General features: G+C 58.7%; 21 protein-coding genes and 1 pseudogene. 13 read left to right on the top strand and 9 right to left on the bottom strand.

Annotated elements, in window-relative coordinates:
* The 4 genes from L0H14_RS07640 to L0H14_RS07625 form a co-directional block, all read left to right on the top strand.
* Positions 1 to 373 (top strand): ABC transporter permease subunit (locus L0H14_RS07640; protein ID WP_301421590.1); only part of this gene is annotated, 373 nt, incomplete at its 5' end.
* Positions 374 to 405: 32 nt separating this feature from the next.
* A complete protein-coding gene (locus L0H14_RS07635) occupies positions 406 to 1,305 on the top strand; it encodes a MetQ/NlpA family ABC transporter substrate-binding protein (protein ID WP_301418570.1) in 900 nt (299 codons plus the stop codon).
* A 91-nt stretch (positions 1,306 to 1,396) separates the two neighbouring features.
* Complete coding sequence (locus L0H14_RS07630) at positions 1,397 to 2,830, top strand: NtaA/DmoA family FMN-dependent monooxygenase (RefSeq protein WP_301418609.1); 1,434 nt, start codon at positions 1,397 to 1,399, stop codon at positions 2,828 to 2,830.
* Positions 2,831 to 2,896: 66 nt separating this feature from the next.
* A complete protein-coding gene (locus tag L0H14_RS07625) occupies positions 2,897 to 3,322 on the top strand; it encodes a thioesterase family protein (protein ID WP_301418572.1) in 426 nt (141 codons plus the stop codon).
* On the opposite strand, the gene L0H14_RS07620 is transcribed toward L0H14_RS07625, so the two are convergent.
* Together L0H14_RS07620 and L0H14_RS07615 are read right to left on the bottom strand one after the other, a co-directional pair.
* Positions 3,315 to 3,941, bottom strand: a complete 627-nt coding sequence (locus L0H14_RS07620) for a response regulator transcription factor (RefSeq protein WP_301418574.1) — start codon at positions 3,939 to 3,941, stop codon at positions 3,315 to 3,317. The two genes, L0H14_RS07625 and L0H14_RS07620, sit on opposite strands and share 8 nt — an antisense overlap.
* On the bottom strand, positions 3,938 to 5,302 hold the full coding sequence (locus tag L0H14_RS07615) for a sensor histidine kinase (protein WP_301418576.1): 1,365 nt from the start codon (positions 5,300 to 5,302) through the stop codon (positions 3,938 to 3,940). Before L0H14_RS07615 ends, L0H14_RS07620 begins: the two co-directional genes overlap by 4 nt.
* A 149-nt stretch (positions 5,303 to 5,451) precedes the next feature.
* On the opposite strand from L0H14_RS07615, the gene L0H14_RS07610 reads away from it, so the two are divergent.
* Together L0H14_RS07610 and L0H14_RS07605 are read left to right on the top strand one after the other, a co-directional pair.
* Complete coding sequence (locus L0H14_RS07610) at positions 5,452 to 6,558, top strand: ABC transporter permease (RefSeq protein WP_301418579.1); 1,107 nt, start codon at positions 5,452 to 5,454, stop codon at positions 6,556 to 6,558.
* 62 nt (positions 6,559 to 6,620) lie between these two features.
* On the top strand, positions 6,621 to 7,379 hold the full coding sequence (locus L0H14_RS07605; RefSeq protein WP_301418580.1) for an ABC transporter ATP-binding protein: 759 nt from the start codon (positions 6,621 to 6,623) through the stop codon (positions 7,377 to 7,379).
* 104 nt (positions 7,380 to 7,483) lie between these two features.
* Here the strand turns inward: L0H14_RS07605 and L0H14_RS07600 are convergent, their stop codons facing one another.
* From L0H14_RS07600 to L0H14_RS07570, 7 genes and pseudogenes are all read right to left on the bottom strand, one after another.
* A complete protein-coding gene (locus L0H14_RS07600; protein ID WP_301418582.1) occupies positions 7,484 to 8,218 on the bottom strand; it encodes a PspA/IM30 family protein in 735 nt (244 codons plus the stop codon).
* 76 nt (positions 8,219 to 8,294) lie between these two features.
* A complete protein-coding gene (locus tag L0H14_RS07595) occupies positions 8,295 to 10,352 on the bottom strand; it encodes a YgcG family protein (RefSeq protein ID WP_301418585.1) in 2,058 nt (685 codons plus the stop codon).
* A 63-nt stretch (positions 10,353 to 10,415) separates the two neighbouring features.
* Positions 10,416 to 11,204: a formate/nitrite transporter family protein gene (locus L0H14_RS07590; protein ID WP_301418587.1), complete on the bottom strand. Its 789-nt coding sequence runs from the start codon at positions 11,202 to 11,204 to the stop codon at positions 10,416 to 10,418.
* Positions 11,205 to 11,211: 7 nt separating this feature from the next.
* Complete coding sequence (locus tag L0H14_RS07585; RefSeq protein WP_301418589.1) at positions 11,212 to 11,808, bottom strand: alkylhydroperoxidase domain protein; 597 nt, start codon at positions 11,806 to 11,808, stop codon at positions 11,212 to 11,214.
* Complete coding sequence (locus L0H14_RS07580; protein WP_301418591.1) at positions 11,805 to 12,392, bottom strand: CMD domain protein; 588 nt, start codon at positions 12,390 to 12,392, stop codon at positions 11,805 to 11,807. Before L0H14_RS07580 ends, L0H14_RS07585 begins: the two co-directional genes overlap by 4 nt.
* Positions 12,389 to 13,399, bottom strand: a complete 1,011-nt coding sequence (locus tag L0H14_RS07575) for an LLM class flavin-dependent oxidoreductase (RefSeq protein ID WP_301418594.1) — start codon at positions 13,397 to 13,399, stop codon at positions 12,389 to 12,391. Before L0H14_RS07575 ends, L0H14_RS07580 begins: the two co-directional genes overlap by 4 nt.
* 24 nt (positions 13,400 to 13,423) lie before the next feature.
* Positions 13,424 to 14,305, bottom strand: a pseudogene (locus L0H14_RS07570) (aldehyde dehydrogenase).
* Between the two features lie 409 nt (positions 14,306 to 14,714).
* Here L0H14_RS07570 and L0H14_RS07565 point away from each other — a divergent pair.
* The 7 genes from L0H14_RS07565 (at position 14,715) to L0H14_RS07535 (ending at position 21,366) form a co-directional block, all read left to right on the top strand.
* On the top strand, positions 14,715 to 14,999 hold the full coding sequence (locus L0H14_RS07565; RefSeq protein WP_301418596.1) for a hypothetical protein: 285 nt from the start codon (positions 14,715 to 14,717) through the stop codon (positions 14,997 to 14,999).
* Positions 14,992 to 16,323 (top strand): adenosylmethionine--8-amino-7-oxononanoate transaminase, encoded by a 1,332-nt coding sequence (locus tag L0H14_RS07560; RefSeq protein ID WP_301421589.1) that lies wholly within the window; start codon positions 14,992 to 14,994, stop codon positions 16,321 to 16,323. Before L0H14_RS07565 ends, L0H14_RS07560 begins: the two co-directional genes overlap by 8 nt.
* A 26-nt stretch (positions 16,324 to 16,349) precedes the next feature.
* A complete protein-coding gene (locus L0H14_RS07555; protein ID WP_301418600.1) occupies positions 16,350 to 17,507 on the top strand; it encodes an 8-amino-7-oxononanoate synthase in 1,158 nt (385 codons plus the stop codon).
* The gene (bioD, locus tag L0H14_RS07550) at positions 17,500 to 18,291 is read left to right on the top strand and encodes a dethiobiotin synthase (RefSeq protein ID WP_301418602.1); all 792 of its coding nucleotides are present in this window, start codon (positions 17,500 to 17,502) and stop codon (positions 18,289 to 18,291) included. The genes L0H14_RS07555 and bioD overlap by 8 nt, the downstream gene beginning before the upstream one ends.
* 76 nt (positions 18,292 to 18,367) lie before the next feature.
* Positions 18,368 to 19,333 (top strand): tripartite tricarboxylate transporter substrate binding protein, encoded by a 966-nt coding sequence (locus tag L0H14_RS07545; RefSeq protein ID WP_301418604.1) that lies wholly within the window; start codon positions 18,368 to 18,370, stop codon positions 19,331 to 19,333.
* Between the two features lie 9 nt (positions 19,334 to 19,342).
* A complete protein-coding gene (locus L0H14_RS07540) occupies positions 19,343 to 19,834 on the top strand; it encodes a tripartite tricarboxylate transporter TctB family protein (RefSeq protein WP_301418605.1) in 492 nt (163 codons plus the stop codon).
* Complete coding sequence (locus L0H14_RS07535) at positions 19,831 to 21,366, top strand: tripartite tricarboxylate transporter permease (RefSeq protein WP_301418607.1); 1,536 nt, start codon at positions 19,831 to 19,833, stop codon at positions 21,364 to 21,366. Before L0H14_RS07540 ends, L0H14_RS07535 begins: the two co-directional genes overlap by 4 nt.
* Positions 21,367 to 21,378: the final 12 nt, after the last annotated feature.

Raw genomic sequence — 21,378 nt, 5'->3', positions numbered from 1 at the left:
GCTCACCATCAACGCGGTCCCGTACTTCGCACGGCTGGTCGAACAAAACATCAGCCAGCTGGGTGCAGGTGCGGTTGAGGCATCCCGAGCCATGGGCGCAACTCGCCGCCAGATCATCCGCAACGTGCTGCTCGTCGATGCCCGGTCCGGCATTATCGGGTCAATCACCATCACCACCGTGAGCTTTATTTCCTATTCGGCCATGGTCGGCCTGGTGGGAGGCGGCGGCATCGGCGACTTTGCCATCCGGTACGGCTACTACCGCTACGAAACCGTCGTCATGTTCGTTGCCGTCGTCCTCATGGTCCTGCTGGTCAGCGCGGTCCAATGGGGTGGAAATTCCCTGGCACGCGTCGCCGACAAACGCATCTAACCTCTTCTTCACCACAAACTCTAAGGATTCCCATGCCGATTTTTCGTACCCAAAAACCCATCCGCCGCCGCCTGGCCACAGGGTTCGTTGCAGTCACTGCTCTCGCATTGACGAGCTGCGGGCTGACCTCAGCCGGTGGCAGCGAGGACCGCACCATCAGCATCATCGTGACCGAGTCTGAGCCCTATCAAGAACCCACCGAGATCGCCAAAGAACTGTTGGCCGAAGAGGGTTGGACCCTGGAACCCACCTACGTCACCGATATCGTCCAACCCAACCAAGTGGTCTCACAGGGCGAATACGATGCGAATTTCTTCCAGCACCTGGCTTATCTGCGGCAGTTCAACACAGATAATGGCACCGAAGTGGAGCCTGCCTTCTCGGCGTACTACGCATCGTCGGGCCTCTTCTCACTGAACTACGACTCCCTGGACGAGCTACCCGACGGCGCAGAAATTTCATTACCCGTTGACACGGCCAATAATGGGCGTGGTATCAAACTGCTGGCCGAACGAGGCCTTTTGGAGATTGATGAATCGGTGCCGGTCACCGAACTGTCGCAGGCCGACATTGTCTCCAACCCCAAGAACCTGGAATTTATTGAGATCGACCAGCAGTCAACCGCGCACACACTGGGCGATGTCGATGCCGGATTCGCCTTCTCCCGCCTGGTCGCAGAAGCCGGGCACGACGTCGAAGACACCGCACTGGTACTCGAAGAGGATGAAGAAGTGCGCCATCCATACACCAATGTGGTCGCAGTCCAGCCGGGCGAGCAAGAGTCAGAGAAAACCCAAGCACTCCAAGAGGCCTATCAGTCCCCACAGGTGCAGGAATGGTTTGAGAACTATCTCGACGGCGCAACTGAATACAACGACGAGATCACCACCGACACCGCCCACGATGTTTGGACGGAATTCACTGCGGAATAGCCCGTCCCCACTCCCGTAAGTCTGAAGAAGCCCCGAAGAACATTAGGAGCACACCGTGTCACACCGTCGTCCATTGATCCTTTCAGCCTTCATGATGAACACCACCAGCCACATTCTTGGTGGTGCCTGGCGCAAACCAGAAGCCCAACAACACCGTTTCAACGAACTGCACCACTGGGTCGAACTCACCAAAACCTTGGAAGACGGCGGCTTTGATATCGCATTCTTCGCCGATGTTGTTGGCGTCTACGGGGATCACGAGGGAGGGTGGGCATCCCATGTCCGCCGCGGCCTGCAAGTCCCTGCCAATGATCCGCTCGTGTTGCTGTCCGCACTGGCCGCGACCACTAAGCGCATCGGGTTGGCACTGACCTCATCGGTGATCCAAACCCACCCGTATACCTTCGCCCGCCAGCTCTCCACCCTGGATCATCTGACCGGTGGGCGAGTGGGCTGGAATGTGGTGACCTCCGCATTGGAAAACTCGCACCGCAACTACGGCGGCGCCGGGCTCCTGGAACACGACAACCGGTACGACCTGGCCGAAGAATACCTCGAGGTTTGCTACAAACTCTGGGAAGGATCCTGGGACGACGACGCGCTACTAGCCGCTAAAACCTTGGAACACGATCGCGGGGTTGGCCTGCACGCTGATCCAACGAAGGTCGCCAAAATCCATCACGTTTCGCGCAACTACACGGTTGAAGGTCCACACTTATCTTCGCCATCGCCGCAACGTACCCCGTTGCTGTTCCAGGCGGGTTCCTCGCCCCGCGGTCGCGATGTTGCAGCACAGCATGCCGAAGCTACGTTCTCGATGGCCCCGAGTCTGGCTCAAGCTCAACAGCACGCGGCCGATGTGCGGCGTCGAGCTGTTGGATTTGGACGCCAGTCCGAGGACGTGCAATTTATTCAGGGTCTCTCCTTCGTGGTTGGTTCTACCGAGGTGGAAGCTCAAGCCAAAGCCGCTGAGCTGGATGCCTCGCTGGATGATCATGCGCTGGTGGCCCACACCGGCGGTAGCTTGGGCATTGATTTGGGCTACCTCCCACTCGATACCCCGATCGGCGAGTTGGTTACCGAAGGTTCGCGCGGCCATTTGGCGGAATTGCGTGCCATGAATCCCGACGGCAACATGACCGTGCGTGATCTGGCACGTTTCAGGGCGCAAGCCACCCGGATAACCGGTACACCCGAACAGATCGTGGATGAACTCGAGCAATGGCAGGACGCGGGCGTTGATGGCATCAACGTCATCAACGCCACCCTGCCCGGCAGCTACGTGGAATTTATTGACCATGTCATCCCCGAGCTTCGCGTTCGCGGTATGGCACGCAGCGCCGAGCAGCTCGACACTGAGTCTGGCGCCACCCTTCGTGGACGGTTCACCGGCGCTGATCGCCTCCCTACCTCGCACCCCGCGGCACAATATCGTGGAGCCTTTACTGAATACAGTGCCGCTGCAACAGAACTGAGCAAAGAGGAGGTACTCGACTCAGTGCTAGTTGGAGCCGAGCACCTCTAACGAGAGCTGGCTTTGGGCGCTAATGTAGTCTCGAACACAAATTCGCCACATCGCACAGGAGAAACATTGTCGCAGGCACCGGAAAACGCGCTAGAGCTCAACATCGAATTGCGCTGGTCAGACCAGGATTTGATGGGCCACGTAAATAATGCGCGAATCATGACGCTCGCTGAAGAGGCTCGTATCCGCGCGATGCAACAGCTGCAGCGCACAGCGGGATCCGATGAGCCGTTTGAAGCGGTACTCCGGACGTCCAATACAGATTTTCTCGCACCGATAATGTACCCGGGCGACTGCGTCGTTCGTATCTGGGTATCGAAGATCGGCAACTCGTCCTTTGTGATGCAGCATGAGCTGAGCCAGAACGGCAAAGTTGCCGTGACCGTTGAAGCGGTGGTGGTGATGTTCTCCAGTGCGACGCAGGCACCGATGCAAATTACCGATAACGTCCGTAAGGCACTGGAGTCAGTGTCGGCCTCGTCAGCTAGATGAGGCGCTGTTCCCGGGCCATATTGATCGCCGCGGTACGATTGGTAACGCCCAGTTTCTGATAGATGTGCACCAGGTGTGTTTTCACGGTTGCCTCAGAAATGAACAGCGACTTGGCCAGCTGTTTATTCGTCGCTCCGGTTGCCAGCTGAGCCAAGAGCTCGACCTCACGTGTGGACAGGCTCAATCGGGGCTGCTGCATCCGGTTCATCAAAAGAGCCGCGACCTCGGACGAGAGGGTCGGTTTGCCTGCGGCGGTATCCAAAATGGCCCGGCGGAGTTTCTCGGGGGCCGCATCTTTGAGCAGATACCCTTTGGCACCAGCATCGACGGCGGCCAGCACATCAGATTGGGTGTCATAGGTAGTCAGTATCAGCACTGGCGGCCCGTTTTGGGCGGTGATGCGCTCGGTGGTCGTAATGCCATCGAGCCCGGGCATCTCGATATCCATCACGACGACGTCGATCCCGTCGTGCACCTTGGTGAGGGCTTCTGTGCCGTCTGCCGCCTCCCCAACAACTTCGACTCCCTCAAAACCTTCGAGTAGTGCTCGCAGTCCGGTACGAACCACCGGGTGATCATCAACGAGGAGCACTTTGATGGGTTGTACTGGGGCGGTCACAAGATCTCCTGGGACTCGGCGGATAGTGGTGCAGCGCTGGTCAGCGGGATTCGTGCGGCTAACACGGTACCTTCGCCCGGTGCTGACTCAACGGTCAGCGTGCCTTTGAGTGTATTCAGGCGTTGCTGTAGACCGTAGAGCCCATAGCCGGTATGACGGTCGCCATCGTGTGGCTGGGTGGTGGCGGAGAAACCGGGCTGGAAGGTTTCTGGCACGGTGAATCCGACGCCGTCATCAAAAATATCGACGGTAAGCTCTTCCTGCCAAATCCCTACCGTAATGACCGCCTGCGTGGCTTGGGCGTGTGCAGCAACGTTCCCCAGGGCAACTTGGACGGTGCGCAATACCGCTGAACGCATGGTTTTGGTCAGTTCGGCCGGCGACTTTTCGCCTTCCCAGCGCAGCAGGGTGCTCAGCGGCTGGTGGCGGACGGCGAGTTCGGTTTCGTAGCGCGCCGTCAGCTGTTCGAGCTCGGTGGCCAAGGAGGTAGCAGGATCGGCGGTGGCCAAATGCCGCACAAATTCGCGTGCCTCGGTCAGGTTGGCGCTCGCAGTTTCTTCGATGGTGTCCAGTGCTTGCCTGGTGGGATCGGCAAGCTGGTGCTGACTGGCCGCACGGGATAAGAGCAGGATCGAGGAGAACCCCTGGGCCAGGGTGTCGTGAATTTCGCGGGCCAGTCGCTCGCGTTTTTCTAACTGCCCGGCCCGGTGTTCGGTGGCGGCAAGGTCCGTTTGGGCTGCACGTAAGGCGGCGGCTACCCGTTGGTGGTGCAACGCCTGGTCCAAGAGGTGCCGGTAGGCGGCAGACACGAGCACGGCCAAAACCGCACCGATGCCAGGCCCCAGAATGGAGGCGATCTCGGGGAATTGCGGGCCGGTCGCGCGCACCGCATCCCACCACGGGAGCACCCAGGTGGCCGCCCACAACAGGACGACGGCGATGACCCCGGAGATCGTCCCGAGCAGGTATAAATACAAAAACATCAGGGGAAACGCGACCCACACAAATGCCGGACTGAAGATTAGCAACACCAGCCACAGCAGTGTGATCACGGCCAACCAGCCCCACACCATGAGTTTGGGAGCGGCTGTTCCGGTACTAGTCGGCAGATTCCCGGTTGCTGACGTGTCACTGCGGTATCGGCGGTATTCTCGCGACGTGCCCAGCACATAGACCAGAGCCAGCACGGCCACCAGGAAAATCACCAATAACCGGTGGTGCATTGGTGGGGCACTCACGCCGTCACCGGGCAGGAACGCGCGCACCAGGCCCAGCGCCAAGAGCAACGCGAACATCAAATGCAGGCCGATGCGCAGGGTACGCAAAATCGGGGAGCGTTCCGGGGCCGAGACGATAGTCATGTCTCTAACGTAACGAATTTTGGGCTATCTCGAATCAACCGAAGGGTTGATGGGCAAATCAACTGATCCGGCGATGTAGTTCAGCGCGCCAAAAACCAGACAGGTAGCAGTACCAAAAAGAACGCAAAACGTTACTAGGGGATGACTCCATGTTTGTAGGATTACGCGAAATCCGAGCTGCTAAAGGGCGGTTCACGCTAATGGGCGCCGTGGTCGGCATGATTACGCTGCTGCTGGTGATGCTCACCGGCCTGACCGGCGGACTCGGCGCGCAGAACACAGCGGGCTTGGACGACCTGAACCCAGAACGCTACGTTTTTGGCAATGCGCAGGTGGACGAAGCCCCAGAAGACCCAACCTTCGCAGAGTCGTCGGTGACCTCGGCTGACCAGTCGGAGTGGGCCGAGACCACCGGTGTTGAGGATGCCGTACCGGTTGGCATGTCGCAGACTCTACTGACCGGGGACTCCTCCGGTTCCGTCGCCGTATGGGGCATCCCCGAAGACTCCGGACTGGTTGAGCACACCGCGTCGTCGGCGATTACCGGTGCGACTGAGCCTGATGCAGACGGCGTGGTCGTGTCCGAATCTATCGCCGAAGAACAGGGACTAAACGTCGACGACGAAGTGACCATCGGCCCGATGGACCTGACCGTCCAAGGCATCGTAGAAGACCAGTGGTATTCGCACTCGGGCATCGTCTGGGTGACCACAGAATCCTGGCAGGCCATTAGCCACGCCGGTGACGATGTCGTGGGTACCGTGCTCGCAGTCTTTGGTGATGAGGACGCTGCCGCATGGGATGCCACCGAGCAATCCACCGCAACGGTCAGCACCGGGGTATCGGAATCATTCCAGGCGCTGCCCGCATACTCCTCTGAGTCGGGCTCATTGACCATGATGCAGGGGTTCCTTTACGCGATTTCCGCCCTGGTGATCGTCTCGTTCGTGACCGTATGGACCATCCAACGGACCCGTGACCTCGCGGTGCTACGTGCTCTCGGTGCATCGGGCGGCTACCTCATGAAGGACTCGCTTGGTCAGGCCGCGGTGATTCTGGCGATCGGCGTCGTCGCAGGTGCAGGTTTGGGTGCCGGGCTGGGCAGTCTTGCTGCCTCGGCCGTTCCCGTGAGCCTGTCAGTGCTGACCGTCGTCGGACCTGCCGTCGGGATCTGGGTCCTGGGCATCCTGGGATCAGCACTTGCCGTGCGTCGTGTCTCCAACATCGACCCGCTGTTGGCACTCGGTGGCAACTAAGCCATTCCGTAAACGACACAACTCAATTCGTTTCGACCAGTTTTCAGAAAGGGCGTTTCGCCATGACCGTCACACACAACCGCAAGTCCACCACTTCAACCGCAACCGTCGATCTACGCCAGGTTAGCCTGGTGTACCCGGATGGGCAGGACGCCGATGGCACGCAGCGCACGATCGCTGCGTTGGACCAGGTAGATTTCACCGCAAATAAGGGTGAACTGACCGCACTGGTCGGCCAATCCGGTTCCGGCAAATCCTCGCTGCTGTCTGTCATCGGTGCGCTGGTCCAGCCGACCTCGGGCACCGTGATGGTGGGCAACACTAGCGTTCGTGAACTCAACGACTCGCAACAAGCTCAGCTACGTCGCGACACCGTTGGCCTGATTTTCCAACAGCCCAATCTCCTGAGTGCGCTGGGTGTACGCGACCAATTGCTGGTCACCGACCACTTGCGCGGACTGCGCGGCAAAAAGCTCAAGGCTCGCGGTGCTCGGGCCGACGAACTGCTTGAGGTCGTCGGACTGCAGGACATGGCAAATCGGAAAATCCATGCCCTCTCGGGCGGTCAACGCCAACGCGTCAATATCGCTCGTGCGCTGATGGGCACCCCGCAGGTGCTGCTGGCCGATGAACCAACCTCTGCTCTGGACCAGTCGCGCTCGCATGAGATCATGCAGCTACTCCAAAGTCTCACCAAGGAATTCTCGGCCGCCACCGTGGTGGTCACCCACGATACTGGGCTCGTGCAGTACGCCGATCAGCAGGTCACACTGTCCGACGGCGAAGTCGCCTCGGCCGAGCGTTTGGTCTCGGCCAGCTAGATCGCACAGAACGCCGCACCGTACAGCGGTGGGGCAGTGCCTCAAAAACTGATCGCCAGACCCTTGGAAGGCTCTGGCGATCAGACTGTAACGTGTGCTTGATATTAGTTTTCGATTTGTTGTTGCGGCTGACCGGCTTTCAATGCGGCAAGGCGTGCCTCAACCTCAGACTGATGGCCGAGATCTTCCAACTCTTCAAACTGAGAGTCCAAGGTTGAGCCAGCAAGTTCTTCCTGGCCACGAACACGGGCTTCCTCACGGCGGATCTTGTCTTCGAAACGGGAGAGTTCAGATGTTGGATCCAGAATATCGATCGATTGTACGGCATCCTGAACCTGTGCTTGAGCCTGAACAGCTTTTGAACGAGCCACCAATTCGTCGCGACGGCTCACCAGCTCGTTGCGCTTCTGCTTCATCTTTTCAAGACCGTCTTTGAGCTTGTCAACGACCTCGTTCTGTGAAGCAATAGAAGGCTCAGCATCTTGTGCTGAGGATTCTGCAGCCATCTGACGTTCAATAGCAACCCGTGCAAGTTTGTCAAACTTTTCTGCACCGGCGGGGTCATTCTTCGCTCGGAATTCGTCAGCCTTATTTGAAGCAGCGAGTGCTTTCTGCCCCCAAGTGTTGGCTTCTTCGCGGTCCTCACGGTAGTCGTCTTCTGCGAGTCGCAGGTTCCCGATCGTTTGGGCGATGGCTGATTCTGCTTCAGAAATATTGGATGTGTAGTCACGGATCATCTGATCCAACATTTTTTGTGGATCTTCGGCGGAGTCCAACATTGCGTGAATGTTGGCCTTGGCCATTTGGGTGATACGTCCCAGGATGGATTGTTTCGACATGTGCGCTACCTTTCATGCGTTCCGGTCTGTTGCCGAATATTCGCGATTTGCTGCCAACTTATGTGATCTTCAGGGCTTAGAAACTTCCGCCGCTTCCACCACCGAAACCTCCGCCACCTCCAAGGCCGCCACCAAAGCCGCCACCGGAACCACCGAAGAAACCTCCACCACCACGTGACGGGCCGCCAAAGCCGTTCCCGCCTCCCGAGGTGGTGCTTGAACCACCAAAGATTTGACCCAGGAGCAGGCCGCCGAGCATCGCACTCATGTTGGAGCCGCCGCGACCGTGATGGTGGTGGTCAAAGTCCTGGTAGTTTGCTTCTGCTTGTTGTTGGGAAACGCGAGCTAACTGCAGTGATTTTTGCGCCTCAGCGATGGCTTGCACCGGATCGCTCTCGCCCAATTTTCTGGCACTATCAAAATGTGTTTGGGCAGCGGACAGCTTGGTTCGAGCATCGTGGCGAACTGCTCCGCGCCGTCGTCGAATATATGAATCCGCGGTATCAATGGCTGATTGTGCTTTGGCCATTGCTGGTTCAAAATCACGTCGGGCGGCGTTAACCCGCTGCTGTTGATCACGCAGAGGTTGTAACGCCTCCTCCAACGGGTCTAACGTTTCATCAAACTCTTCGAGGTGCTTCATCGGATGCCTGCTCGGAAGCTGTGCCGCGATGTTTTCGGTAACGTGCTCCAGTGCAGCAATGCCTTTCGACAGCGATGCATCGGTGCGGTGCTGTGTGGCAAAAGTTTTCGCTTCGGTCAGCAGATGTCTGGCCTGTTGAACTTCGATATTGAGCTGGCGCTGGGCCTTGTCCAAGTGGGCGGGAAGGAGATTGATCGAGGCAAAGATATCTCGGAGTTCTTGTGTCGTATTTTCAGCTTCATGAATGTTCCACGCAGCGCTTGACCTATCCGATACGTCCAGCGCGTCTTGAGCCGCGGCGATTTTCTCTTGTCCAAACGCCAAAAGTCCTTCGGCTTGTTCGAGGTTCCCAACGCCATCTTCTATAGCCTTGGGATCATAGGCGGCAGTCAGGCTGTCGATCGTGGCGATGGCCTGTCGTTGTTGTGTCACAAGGGGATCAAATGCCGCGCTGACACCTTGGAGGGCCTCGGGGGCGTTCTTTTCCAGGTCACGAAGTTCTTCAAAATCTTGCTCGTGTGCTTGCAGCGACGACATGACCTTTGCTGAACGGTCCAGAATTTCCTTTAACCATGACCGTTGGTCTTCTTCCGAATCCGGAATGTGGTCATCGAGTTGATATTGCAGCTGAAAGGACTGCCGCATATGCTCTTTAGCCTCAGCAAGGTCCTGCTGGAACACCTCAACGGATTTATCGCCATAGGCTGCCTGAGCGAAACCGATTTCCTGTTCGGCAGTCGTGATGGCGTCATCGGCTTGGATGAGGGCCGAACCGGCCTGCGTCCGCAACTCATGCACCGGGGTGTTATCCCGCGGATCTATCGGAGCAGCGTTCGCGAGTGGCACGTGGTGCTGCCCTGACTTCTTCTTTTGTGAGCGCCGATACCAGAAGAAAATAACGACGATGGCGACCACGAGGAACACGATGGCCCCCAACGCCAACAGGATCCCAATAATGCCAATGCCCAGACTGGATCCCTCGACTTCTTCCTCGTCGGCGTCGTCGCCGTACTCCCCGCTTGCCGCAGCCGCGAGGCCTTCCGCGGCACCCTCTGCGGCACCGAACCAGTCGTCTTGAGAGAGGGCGGGAAGGATCAGTTCACGGTCAATTGCAGATTGATATTGACGAAACGGTCCCGAGGAGTGCGAGACAAAGTTGTACAACCGGTCGTCCGTGGCAATAGCCAAAATGTTGTCATTGCTGCCGAGTTGTTTTTGCTCGGCGACTTCAGCAACCCATTCTTCTGGTTCAGCGGGGGCCTCAAAGTTCGAGACAAAAATCAGGAACAGGGTGGCCCCATGCTCAGATTGCAGCTGGCTCACCTGCTGTTCCAACTGATCCTCTTCACCCGAGGTCAACACATCGGATTCATCCACCACAAACGTTCCCGGAGGAATCGTGACGGGTTCAGCAGCTTGTGCCGGCGCGATGAAGCCGAGTAGGAACAGCGACGAGACGAGAAGAGCTATCCCGATTTTTCTGAAGATCATGGACCCACCTTTAGCTTGGATTGGGTATCTGGTGACAAGTTTAGGCTGATTTTTTGGGGCCCGCTATTTCTTCCGATGAGCGTAGTACAGGGGGAGTGCAATGAGCACGAAACCGCCGATGAAGTTGCCGAGCAACACGGGAATCTGGTTCCACACCCACCAGTCATCGATGCCTACCGGCGCGCCCAGCATGATGCCCGCGGGCAATAAGAACAGGTTGACCACGCTGTGCTCCAGCCCCAGCGCAAAGAACGCGGCAATGGGCGGCCAGATGGCCATGATCTTGCCGGTGGTTGATGTGCTGGTCATGCCCATTACCACGCCGAGGGCAACCAGCCAGTTACACAGGATGCCGCTCAGCAGTGCCAGGCCCGCGCCGGCGAGATATCCCAGCTCTTGATACTCCAGCGTTTTGGTGACCGTCATATCGATGATGCCCTTTGCTGCGTCGTCGGTATCGGTGGTCCACCAGCGGGTCAGCATGGCTGCGAATAGGGCTGCCGCCGTCAATCCGCCGACGATATGGCCGAGTAGCACCCACCAAAAATTGCGCAGCATAGTCCCGTATGAGGCCCGCCGGTCGACGACGGCCAGCGGCACCAGGGCGAAGTTGCCGGTCAGCAGTTCGACGTTGAGTAACACCACGATGACGAGCCCCATGGGGAACAACAGCGCGCCGATGAGGTCGACGCCGGTTTCTTCCGTAGCCGTGATGGCCAAGACTGTAGCACCGGCCAGTAAGAACACCGAGAATGCGGCGCGCAGTACCAGTTGCCCGGCGGTGAGTTGTGTTTTCGTTTCGCCAGATTCCAGCATGGAGTCGACAACATCGGGCGGGGCAACGTATGACAAGGCGTTCCTAACGTGGCTGGCTTGGTTCTCCTAGTGACAACATGAGTCTATTGGCCCAGTTGAAGAACGCGGCACCGTTAATGACGTCGACGATATCGGCGTCATCGAGCCCGGCTTCGCGTAACTCCTCGATGTGTGCGGCGCTAAAGGCGTTTGGCGTTTCGGTCAGGGCCGCTGAAGCCTGTGCGATCGCAGACCACGGCTGGCCAAGATCTGCCGTAACGCCGTCGTCGAGCAGCTTTTGCACGTCGTCCTCGCGGCCCGATTCCTTGGTGGCGCGGGCCGTGTGCACCGAGGCGCAGTAGACACACCCGTTGACCCGGGACGCCGCCGATGCAGCAATCTCGCGTTCGGCGCGCGGCAGACCGGAAGTGACGTTGTAGAAAATATCCTGGTCCGTCAGTGTGCGCGCTTCTAGCGCCTCGGGGTTGCGCACCAGCAGTCGGAAGTAGGGGCTCTTCAGGCGGAACTGGCCGATCAGGGCAGCACGCTGGGTTTCGGTGAGGTCTGCTTCCGCAACCGGAGCCAGCCACGGCTGCCAGCCCAGACCCTGCTGGGTGAAGCCCTCGGGACGGTTGGATTCGGGGTACTGAATATTGCTCATGCGGCTTCTTTCAGGGCCAACAGTCCGTCGACCACACGAATTTGGAAAGCCAGGAACGAAATGAGCTGGCTCAGTGTCACGATATCGTCGGCATTCCACCCGGCATCTTCCAGACGGCGCAGGTGAGTGGCTTCGGCATCGCGGGGATGCAGACTCAACAGGTGTGCGTGCTCCAGGGCGGTGGCGAGGCGTTCGGAAACGAAGTCCGGTCGCTGCGCATAGGACACCGTTGGCCCGGGTGCGGATTCGGCGGCGAGGCCAGCTTCTTTGTACTCGCCGTAGGGGCCTTCGCAACGATCGGCTTTGGCCAGTTCAGCGACCGCGGCAGCCAGTTCGGGGCTGACCTCGTCTTCCAATAGTTCGGTGTAGAACCTCGCGGCCGGTGATGCACTGGCCTGAAGCACTACCGTATAGGCGGCCACGGCATATCGTTCTGCTAGTGAAAACGTGCCCGGATCTTCGGGTTCGAACAACACTTCGAAACTGCGCTGGGCATTGTCTCGCGCTTGTTCGCGAGTGCGGCGAATCTCATCCAGCGTGGAACCAGGCTCAATGCCCGTCAGGATGTCGATAATATCTGTCATGAGCTCTCGACCGTCCAACCCAGTGCCGGCGCGACCCTGCTGCCCAACAATTCGATCGACCGCATCGTGATCGCATGGCCCGGATCCAGCGAATGCACCTGGAAGCTGACCTCGGTCGAAGCGGCAGCGGCCTGGTCCTCGGCCAATTGTTCTGCCACCTCATCTGCGGTGCCGAAGTACGTGCCGGTGTAGCGCAGCAGCTCGTCGTCGCTCAGGTCGGCGGCACTGATTGGTTCACCGTTGGAGCGCAGATTGCGTTCGGCCAGGTGTGCGACCCGGGTACGCAGGTGTTGCAGGGCAGCTGCACGATGTTCTTCGTCAATGACGACGGCGGTACGCGAAGCTAGTATGCGGGGTGCGACGTCGTCGGCGAGTTCAGCACGGTAGGCCTCGATGAGCGGCATTTGCAGGTCGCCGACCAGCTCGCCAACCTCGGAACCTGGTTGGATGCGCGACAACATCAGCCCGTCGCCGGCCTGGCCCGCCCGGGTAGAACCGTTGGTTGAGAAAGTGGCCTGCCACATGCGCTCGTTCAATCCCTCCGCTAACGGTTGCAGCACCATACCGGCGTCACCCAGCGGCTCGCCGGCTAGCGCAGCACGCAGCACGGGCAGTTTTTCGTTGAACAGCTGGCGGGCATTGGTGTTCGTGTAGCCCAGCGCATCGAGGTTCTCGGCGCTGGCACCTGGTGCGATTCCGAATTCGAATCGGCCACCCGAAAGCACATCAACCACCGCGGCGTCCTCGGCGGTACGCACCGCATTCTCGTGCGGCAGGGTCACCACCGCGGTGCCCAGGCGTATCCGTTCGGTGGCTTGAGCGGCAGCACCCAGAAATGGCCACGGGGACGGCAGCCCGCCCTCATCTGCATTGAAGTGGTGCTGGGCGATCCACGCGGTGGCAAACCCGGCACGTTCCGCCTGCTGAATCTGTTCAAGGGCCCAGCCATAACGCTGTGCTGCGGTGCCCTCATCGAGGAGCCGGGTAAAAAATCCTATGCGTGGCACGGTGTTGTCCTTTATGTGTCGAAGCTAGTTGGATCCAATCATCCCCGACCCGCCAAAATTGAGCAAAGCAATGTTACCTTGGGTTGCGGTGCTGATCGTTGGCAGCATGCGCCCGTATTCACTGTCGTTAGCGGCCTCGATTACTTCATTTTCATCGGAAAACGGGATGGAGATTGTCACCGGTCCGAAAATTTCCTCCCGCACAATCGACATATCCGGTGTTGTATGCGTGAACACCGTTGGCTCGATGTAGTAGCCGGTCTCGCCCCAGCGGTTTCCACCAACCAAAACTTCTGCACCATCGGCCTTTCATGCGTTCAGATAGCCGACCACCCTGTTGAGCTGTTCTTCTGAAACTAGCGGGGTAATATCGAACTACGGATCGCTGCCTGGACCAATGCTGAGTTGCTTGACGGCTTCGGCCAAAGCATTATTGAACTCATCGTAAATGTCTTCATGCACATAAACCCTCGTGCCGGCTTCACAAGCCTGGCCGGAATTCAAGGTGAATCCCTGCAGGGCACCGGCTACCGCGCTCGGAATGTCAGCATCGGCAAACACAATATTGGGAGATTTTCCGCCAAGTTCTAGCGAAACTTTCTTCAGGTTCCCTCTGGCGGATTCAACGATTTTCTTGCCGACCTCAGTAGAGCCAGTAAACGCAACTATGTCTACATCTGCGGGGCTAGAAAGTACTGCCCCAATATCGCCGTACCCCGGCACTATATTCACGACTCCAGCGGGGACACCGGATTCCATCAAAACTTCGCCAAGGAGTAGAGCCGTCAGTGGAGTTTGTTCTGCAGGCTTTAGTACAACCGTATTTCCGGTCGCCAGGGCGGGCGCGATCTTCCACGCGGCCATCAGCAGGGGGAAGTTTGCACTGCCGGAAAACGTTCCAGCCACTACAGCGGCAGCGCTGGGCTGCCGGTATATGACCGGTTACCATGCGATAGGTCGTGGTCGAGTTGCTCCTGGGGAGTGGGTGGCCGTACAAGGTGTGGGTGGTGTGTCTGCCATTCAAACTGCTGCAGCCGTCGGGGCGCAGATGATAGCGGTCGACATTGATGAAGACCAACTCGCTAAAGCTCAAGAAGCCGGGCTGGGGGAGATGTAAACGAGATTTTCGCCAATATGTCTGAGTTCAAAACAAAGGGCTTCAACATCATTACTCAGTTTTTATACTCAGTTCTGACTGTGAGGCTTCGGAGGATTCGGTGGACGATGTAGTTGTTTTAGACAGTGTCGGAGTCCTTGGGTGTGCGCATGCTGATGTAAGTGTCAAATTTGACATCTACTGAACACTGTTCAATTATTGAACAGTGTTCATGAGCTTTTTGAGATCGCTGAGCGCGCATGCGCAGGCGAACCTGCTACGGCGGGAGAGGGGCTGGCAGTCTTGCGCTCCACCGATGATCAACTGCTGGAACTCGTCGCAGCAACCTCCCGGGTGCGTCGAACATATTTTGGCACTCAGGTCAAAAGTAACTACCCGGTCAATCTACAATCCGGTCTGTGCCCAGAGGTACTGGAATACTCCTGGTTGCCGGCGCCTGACGGCCAACGCCAAGCCGAAACCGCGGAGGTTCCCAATGTTTGAGACCGACCAGGCAACCCTGCTGGGTAGAGATCGCAATTTGTTGTGGCATCCGTATGGGTCGCTGCGTGAGGGAGCGAAATTTGCTGTCACCGGAGCCAGTGGTCCCCGCGTCCAACTGCGAGGCCCGTTGCAATCCAACGACACCACAGATACTTCGATAGACGTCCTCGATGGGATGAGCTCTTGGTGGGCGAAAGTCCACGGATACCGGCACCCTGAGATTGACGCAGCGTTGCATACCCAAATCGATGCATTTTCACACGTCATGTTTGGGGGACTGACGCATGAACCCGCGATCGAATTAGCCGAACGACTGGTTGACATCACCCCACCAGGACTTGACCATGTCTTTTTGGCAGATTCCGGCTCAGTAAGCATCGAAGTCGCACTTAAATTAGCGCTCCAATATCAGTTGTCACACGGCCGTGATCGAGGAAAGTTCCTGGCCCTGCGCGGCGCCTATCACGGTGACACGACAGGTGCCATGGCGGTATGTGACCCCATCGGGGGTATGCATTCCGACTTTGCGCCGCTGTTGGCAGAGAACATTTTTGCTCCGCAGCCGCCGCTTCCAGATGCGCCCGATACTGAACTTGACCAGTGGTGTCTCCAAATGCAAAACCTGGTGGACCAACATGCCACCGAGTTGGCCGGGATTATCGTCGAACCGGTACTTCAAGGGGCGGGTGGGATGCGCACATATGATCCGCGAGTTCTCGTGATGCTTCGTCGCCTTGCTACAGAAATTGATGCAATATTCATCGCCGATGAGATTGCCACCGGCTTTGGTCGCACCGGGACAGCTTTCGCTTGTGAACAAGCCGGAGTGGTACCGGACGTTATGTGCGTAGGTAAGGCTCTAACGGGCGGTTACCTTTCCATGGCAGCGCTATTGTGTGACAGCGTCGTTGCCGATGTGATCTCGGAATCGCGTTTTGCCGCACTGATGCACGGGCCCACCTTTATGGCCAATCCGTTGGCGTGTGCTGCGGCGAATGCATCCCTTGGATTGCTTTTTGGTGACGGCGAAAGTTCCTGGCAGTCCGCGGTCCCACGGCTCAGCATGGGTCTTCAACACGGCTTGGCGCCGGCCCAGGATCTGCCGGGCGTACAGGACGTGAATGTCACCGGAGCCATTGGCGTTATTACGTTGAATCGGGCTGTTGATGTGGAGCTGACGACTCGCATCGCTGCACAGGCCGGTGTATGGCTTCGACCTTTTCGCAACAATATTTATACTATGCCGCCATATATCTGTACACCCGCACAAATCGCCCAGATCACCCAGGCCATGGTGCAAGCCACCCAAGCCCATCAACTTTGAGTCAAACGAAGTGAGATACTCACATCATGAATGCACCACACGCTTCCACCCTGCCAACCTCGCCCATGATCATAGACCGGCTTGCTCGCCAGGCCGAACACCGAGGTCACATGGGTCTGGCACGCTCTGACGGAATCTTAGCGGCCAGGGGTGTTTTGGACCTCGCCGGAAACGATTATTTGGGACTGTCACAACACTCTCACGTGTGCGCTGCCGCAGCCGAAACAATTCACACCTACGGCACCTCAGCGCGAGCCTCACGACTCGTCACCGGTACCACCGCTGCCCATTTGGTATTGGAAGAAGCGCTGTGCGAGCTGACCGGAAGAGCATCCGCCCTCGTGTTTTCCTCCGGTTACACCGCCAACCTAGGAGTCATCACAGCACTCACCGGCCCTGACACTCTCATCATCTCGGATGCCCACAACCATGCCTCGATCATCGATGGCGCTCGGTTATCCAAGGCCCCGGTGCATATCGTGGCACACAATAGTATTGCCGCTGTCGAACAGGCACTAGCAAACCGCACCCAACCCGAAGCGTTGGTAATTACCGAATCAGTGTTTTCCGTGCTCGGTGATGCAGCCGATGTCGAAACGCTCGCGCAATTGTGTGCCCGCTATGACGCGATGTTGCTCATTGATGAAGCTCACGGAATCGGTGTCCTCAACCAGGGTCGTGGGTTGGCAGCAGTCATTGCTAATTATGCAGACCGTATCGTGATTACCGCGACACTTTCCAAGGCTTTAGGCTCACAAGGGGGCGCGGTCCTTGGCCCGCCGGTCATCCGTGAGACCCTGGTCAATAGCGCACGCAGTTTCATCTTTGATACGGGGCTAGCACCAGCAAATGCCGCCGCGGCCACTGCAGCCATCGGAGTGATCCAACACGACACCACGCTGATGAAAAACTTGGCAATGTATCGCAGCACCTTTGCAAAAGGTCTTGGCATCACTCCGGCGATCGGAGCGGTTCAATCGGTGCCGATGGTTTCACCTCAGCGAGCTGTTGAAGTGCGAGACGTCTTAGCCACGCGTGGGATCGCGGTCGGATGTTTCCGCCCACCGTCGGTACCTGACGGGGTCAGCCGACTGCGTATCACTGCCCGCGGAGATCTCGAACGTGACCAAGTGGACTGGGCCGTACAGATTATTGCTGAGGAGCTGGCACACGCAGATGACTGATTCCATTGCAGTCTTGGGTCAGGCGATGCCAACTTCCGGGGTTATCCTCGTGACGGGTACCGATACCGGTGTGGGCAAAACCGTGGTGAGCGCCGCTGTGGCATCCATGCTGACCCGCCACGGCGTTCAAGCGCATATTTATAAGCCAGTTCAAACCGGGCTGGTATCCACCTGGGACCCGCGACGTGAGGATCTTCAACAGCTCTACGGCGATAGCATGGTGCTGCGCGGTGATGCACAAGTGGCCGGGCAACTAGCCGGATGCTCATATTCCACCGGTGCCAGTTTCACACTGCCGATGGCGCCTCAGGCTGCTGCAGCTGGCTGCGAGAGTAGCCTCCCAACGGCAGGTGAGCATGCGTTACGCATTCAGCAGTTATTGCACCACCATGACGTGGTGATTGTAGAAGGTGCCGGTGGACTCGTAGTGGATCTGGGGGATCACACGCTGGCTGATATCGCATGCCAGCTGCAGCAGCTCCACCTGGAGGTAAATATTGTGGTGGTCGCGCGCGCTAATTTAGGTACTTTGAACCATACCGCGTTGACTCTTGAGGCCCTCCGGCACCGCGGTTTACACCATGTAGGGGTGGCGATAGGGTCCTGGCCAGGGCATCCTACGCCAGTGGAGTCTAGCAATCGTGACCAACTAGCCCGTTCCTATTCGCTAGTGGCGGTTATCCCTGAAGGCAGCGGCGCACTAGACCCCGAGGCCTTCCAAGCACAAACCCTCAACTGGTTTGGGCAGGACCAAGACAACAACCCCACAGCAATGTTACCTTGAGTTGCGGTGCCGATCGTTGGCAGCATGCGTCCGTATTAGGGTGAGCGGTTGCCCTATCTCTCACACCGGAGGTTCCATGAAGCTGACATCCATCCTGCGCGCTACCGGCGCTGCGGCGGCGCTAGCGCTAACACTCACCGCCTGTGGTGGCTCTGACGACGACGCCGCCTGGCCGGATGAAAACCTCGAAATGCTCATCGGTTTCGGTGCTGGCGGTACCCCCGACCTGTTGGGCCGCGGCGTCGGAGATCAGCTGCAATCCGAACACGGGATCAACGTCACCGCTACCAACCGCACGGGTGGGGCCAGCACAATCGCCATGAATGAGGCCCTGAGCGCCCAAGCTGATGGCACCACGCTGGGCCTGGCTACTTCGAACGGTCTGCTGTGGCAGCCCCTGGTTGAAGACGGCTTGGAATATAGCCAAACCGAAGGCTACGAACCCCTGGTCAAAGTTGCCGAATCTGCGTTCTCCCTGATGGTTGCCTCCGACGGCGACTTCGCGAGCATGGACGACTTTGTTGAAGCCGCCGACTCGGGCGAAGAGCTGTCGATCGCCGTCACCGGTGAAGGCGCCCAAACCGACCTGACCGTCCAGCTGTTGAACGAACAAAACGACTGGAACCTGCGCAGCGTGCCCTACACTGACGGCGCGGGCGAAGGCATTCTGGCCGTTATGCGCGGCGAAGTCGACGCCCAGGTCTCCACAACCGCCGGTGTCCAGGGCCAAATCAACGCCGGCGACGTCGAAATCCTCAGCATTTTGGCTGAGGAGACCGAACCCGAAAACCCGGACGCCCCCACCATTGATGAATTCGGTTTGGACGTCCCCATGGGCACCAGCTTCTACGTGGTCAGCCCCGATGGTCTCGACGAACAACTGCGCGACGAAATGGTCACCGCGCTCGAAGAGCTCGTCGCCTCGGACGAATGGGCCGAAACCCTGGAAAGCGTCGGACTGTCTGACTCGGGACTCAACCACGCCGACACCCAGGACGAAATCGACACCCTCATCACTGAATACGAAGTTCTCGAACCCTAAACTCCTGCCATGACTACACCCGATGACGTGGCACCGTCCGACCCAGCTGCCGCCGACGAGCCGGTTGAACAACGCTCGGCCACCCTGGCTTGGCGGATCGCCGGCGTCATCGGACTCGTCGTCGCGGCGGCAACCGCGTGGATTGCGTGGAACAACTATCCGCTGGGCACACTTGACCGCCCCGGATCGGCATTCTTCCCGCTGCTGGTCGCCGCCCTCATGGCCGTGGCCTCCGTCATCGCGCTAATCGAAGCTCGCGGTGCCACGTTCGGCTACGAGCCCATCGCCTGGCGCCGATTCGGCATCGCCGTCGGCATGATCCTCGGGGGAGCCGGCCTGCTGCCGGTGCTGGGATTTCTGCCGGTCGCACTGATCGGAACCACCGGGCTGGCCATCCTGATCGAAGGGAAATTCCACTGGAAAATCCCGGTCACCATGACCCTGGTGACCTTTGGCATCTGGTTTGTTTTTGAACACCTGTTGGGAATCGCGCTGCCATGAACCCCTGGGACGGACTACTCTACGGACTCAGCGTTGCCTTCACCGTTGAACACCTGATCGCAGCCCTGGTCGGCGCGCTTTTGGGCACCGTCATGGGCCTGGTGCCCGGCATCGGCCCGGTTTCTGGCGCCGCCATCCTGCTGCCACTGACCTATGTCTTCGACCCGCTGACCGGCATGATCGTCATCGCCGGCATGTTCTACGGCATCATGTACGGCGGATCGACGACGTCGGTACTGCTCAACATTCCCGGTGATGCGCCCTCAGTGGTGTCCGCCTTCGAAGGGTATCCGCTGGCGCAATCAGGACGCGCCGGCCCCGCACTCGGAATCACCGCCATTGCCTCATTCATTGGCGGCACCGGCAGTGTGATCGTGCTCAGTATGGTCGCCGCACCCGTCGCCCAAGTTGCCATCGTGTTTGGTTCGGCCGAATACTTTGCACTCACCCTCGGTGGGCTTCTCGTGCTGGCCCGCATCATGGGTGGTTCGTTCACCGCCGGTCTCCTTCCGTTAGCCTTCGGTCTCCTTCTGGGCGTGCTCGGTGAAGACGCCATCAGCGGCGACGCCCGATTTACCTTCGGCGTGCGCGAAGCGTACCAGGGCGTCAGCATTGTGGCGCTGGCCGTCGGGCTCTTCGGCCTCACCGAAATCCTGCGTATCATCATCCAAAAAGGTTCGACGCCGTACGTCGGCTCCATGGGGTGGCGCCAACTGATCCCCACCAAATCCGATATGCGCAACTCAGTGGGGAGCTGGTTCCGAGGCAGTGGCATCGGCTTTGGACTCGGCCTGCTGCCCGGTCCTAGTATTTCACTGGCCACACTGCTCAGTTACCGCACCGAATCGATGGTCGGCCGCGACCGGCACAAGTTTGGCAAAGGGGCCGTCTCCGGACTCGCCGGTCCCGAATCTGCCAACAACGCGGCCGCGACGTCGTCCATGATCCCACTGCTCGCGCTCGGCCTGCCGTTTTCCGCAACACTGGCCGTGATGCTCGTGGCTATGCAGGTGCACGGCATTCAACCCGGCCCACAACTGGTCACCACCAACCCGGATCTGTTCTGGGGACTCATCGCCTCACTGCTGATCGGTAACGTGATGCTGCTGCTGCTCAACGTGAACCTTATTCGCGTATGGGTCGCCGTCCTCCGAGTACCCAATTGGGCGCTGCTGCCATCCGTCGTCGCGCTGTGCTGGGCAGGCGTTTACACCTTCAGACTGAGCTGGTTCGACCTCGCCGTCGCCGCCGCACTGGCGGTCATTGGATTCTTCATGGTCCGCTATAACTTCCAACTGGTGCCCGTTCTCCTGGGCGCACTGATCGGTCCGCTCGTTGAGCGCCACTTCCGCCAGGGTCTGACCGCCGCCAACGGCGACCTCAGCTACTTCATCACCCAACCCATCGCCGCCGGCATCTGGATCGCCGTACTGCTCGTCATCGTGGCACTGCCACTGGTGCGTTGGTTCTTGGGACGACGTCGTAAGACCACCATGGTGACGACGGCGAACGAACAACACCCTTCTGTCTAGCTGACCTCCGCG

The organism is Yaniella sp. (assembly GCF_030453185.1).
Classification (GTDB): domain Bacteria; phylum Actinomycetota; class Actinomycetes; order Actinomycetales; family Micrococcaceae; genus Yaniella.
The sequence above is the reverse complement of the archived record's forward strand: the minus strand, read 5'-3'. Positions and strand labels throughout refer to the sequence as shown.

Bases quoted from the DNA above. Each gene is read 5' to 3' on its own strand.
- L0H14_RS07635 (WP_301418570.1), top strand. From the start codon at position 406: ATGCCGATTTTTCGTACCCAAAAACCCATCCGCCGCCGCCTGGCCACA.
- L0H14_RS07630 (WP_301418609.1), top strand. From the start codon at position 1,397: ATGATGAACACCACCAGCCACATTCTTGGTGGTGCCTGGCGCAAACCA.
- L0H14_RS07615 (WP_301418576.1), bottom strand. From the start codon at position 5,302: ATGACTATCGTCTCGGCCCCGGAACGCTCCCCGATTTTGCGTACCCTG.
- L0H14_RS07610 (WP_301418579.1), top strand. From the start codon at position 5,452: ATGTTTGTAGGATTACGCGAAATCCGAGCTGCTAAAGGGCGGTTCACG.
- L0H14_RS07605 (WP_301418580.1), top strand. From the start codon at position 6,621: ATGACCGTCACACACAACCGCAAGTCCACCACTTCAACCGCAACCGTC.
- L0H14_RS07600 (WP_301418582.1), bottom strand. From the start codon at position 8,218: ATGTCGAAACAATCCATCCTGGGACGTATCACCCAAATGGCCAAGGCC.
- L0H14_RS07595 (WP_301418585.1), bottom strand. From the start codon at position 10,352: ATGATCTTCAGAAAAATCGGGATAGCTCTTCTCGTCTCGTCGCTGTTC.
- L0H14_RS07585 (WP_301418589.1), bottom strand. From the start codon at position 11,808: ATGAGCAATATTCAGTACCCCGAATCCAACCGTCCCGAGGGCTTCACC.
- L0H14_RS07580 (WP_301418591.1), bottom strand. From the start codon at position 12,392: ATGACAGATATTATCGACATCCTGACGGGCATTGAGCCTGGTTCCACG.
- L0H14_RS07560 (WP_301421589.1), top strand. From the start codon at position 14,992: ATGTTTGAGACCGACCAGGCAACCCTGCTGGGTAGAGATCGCAATTTG.
- L0H14_RS07555 (WP_301418600.1), top strand. From the start codon at position 16,350: ATGAATGCACCACACGCTTCCACCCTGCCAACCTCGCCCATGATCATA.
- bioD (WP_301418602.1), top strand. From the start codon at position 17,500: ATGACTGATTCCATTGCAGTCTTGGGTCAGGCGATGCCAACTTCCGGG.
- L0H14_RS07545 (WP_301418604.1), top strand. From the start codon at position 18,368: ATGAAGCTGACATCCATCCTGCGCGCTACCGGCGCTGCGGCGGCGCTA.
- L0H14_RS07540 (WP_301418605.1), top strand. From the start codon at position 19,343: ATGACTACACCCGATGACGTGGCACCGTCCGACCCAGCTGCCGCCGAC.
- L0H14_RS07535 (WP_301418607.1), top strand. From the start codon at position 19,831: ATGAACCCCTGGGACGGACTACTCTACGGACTCAGCGTTGCCTTCACC.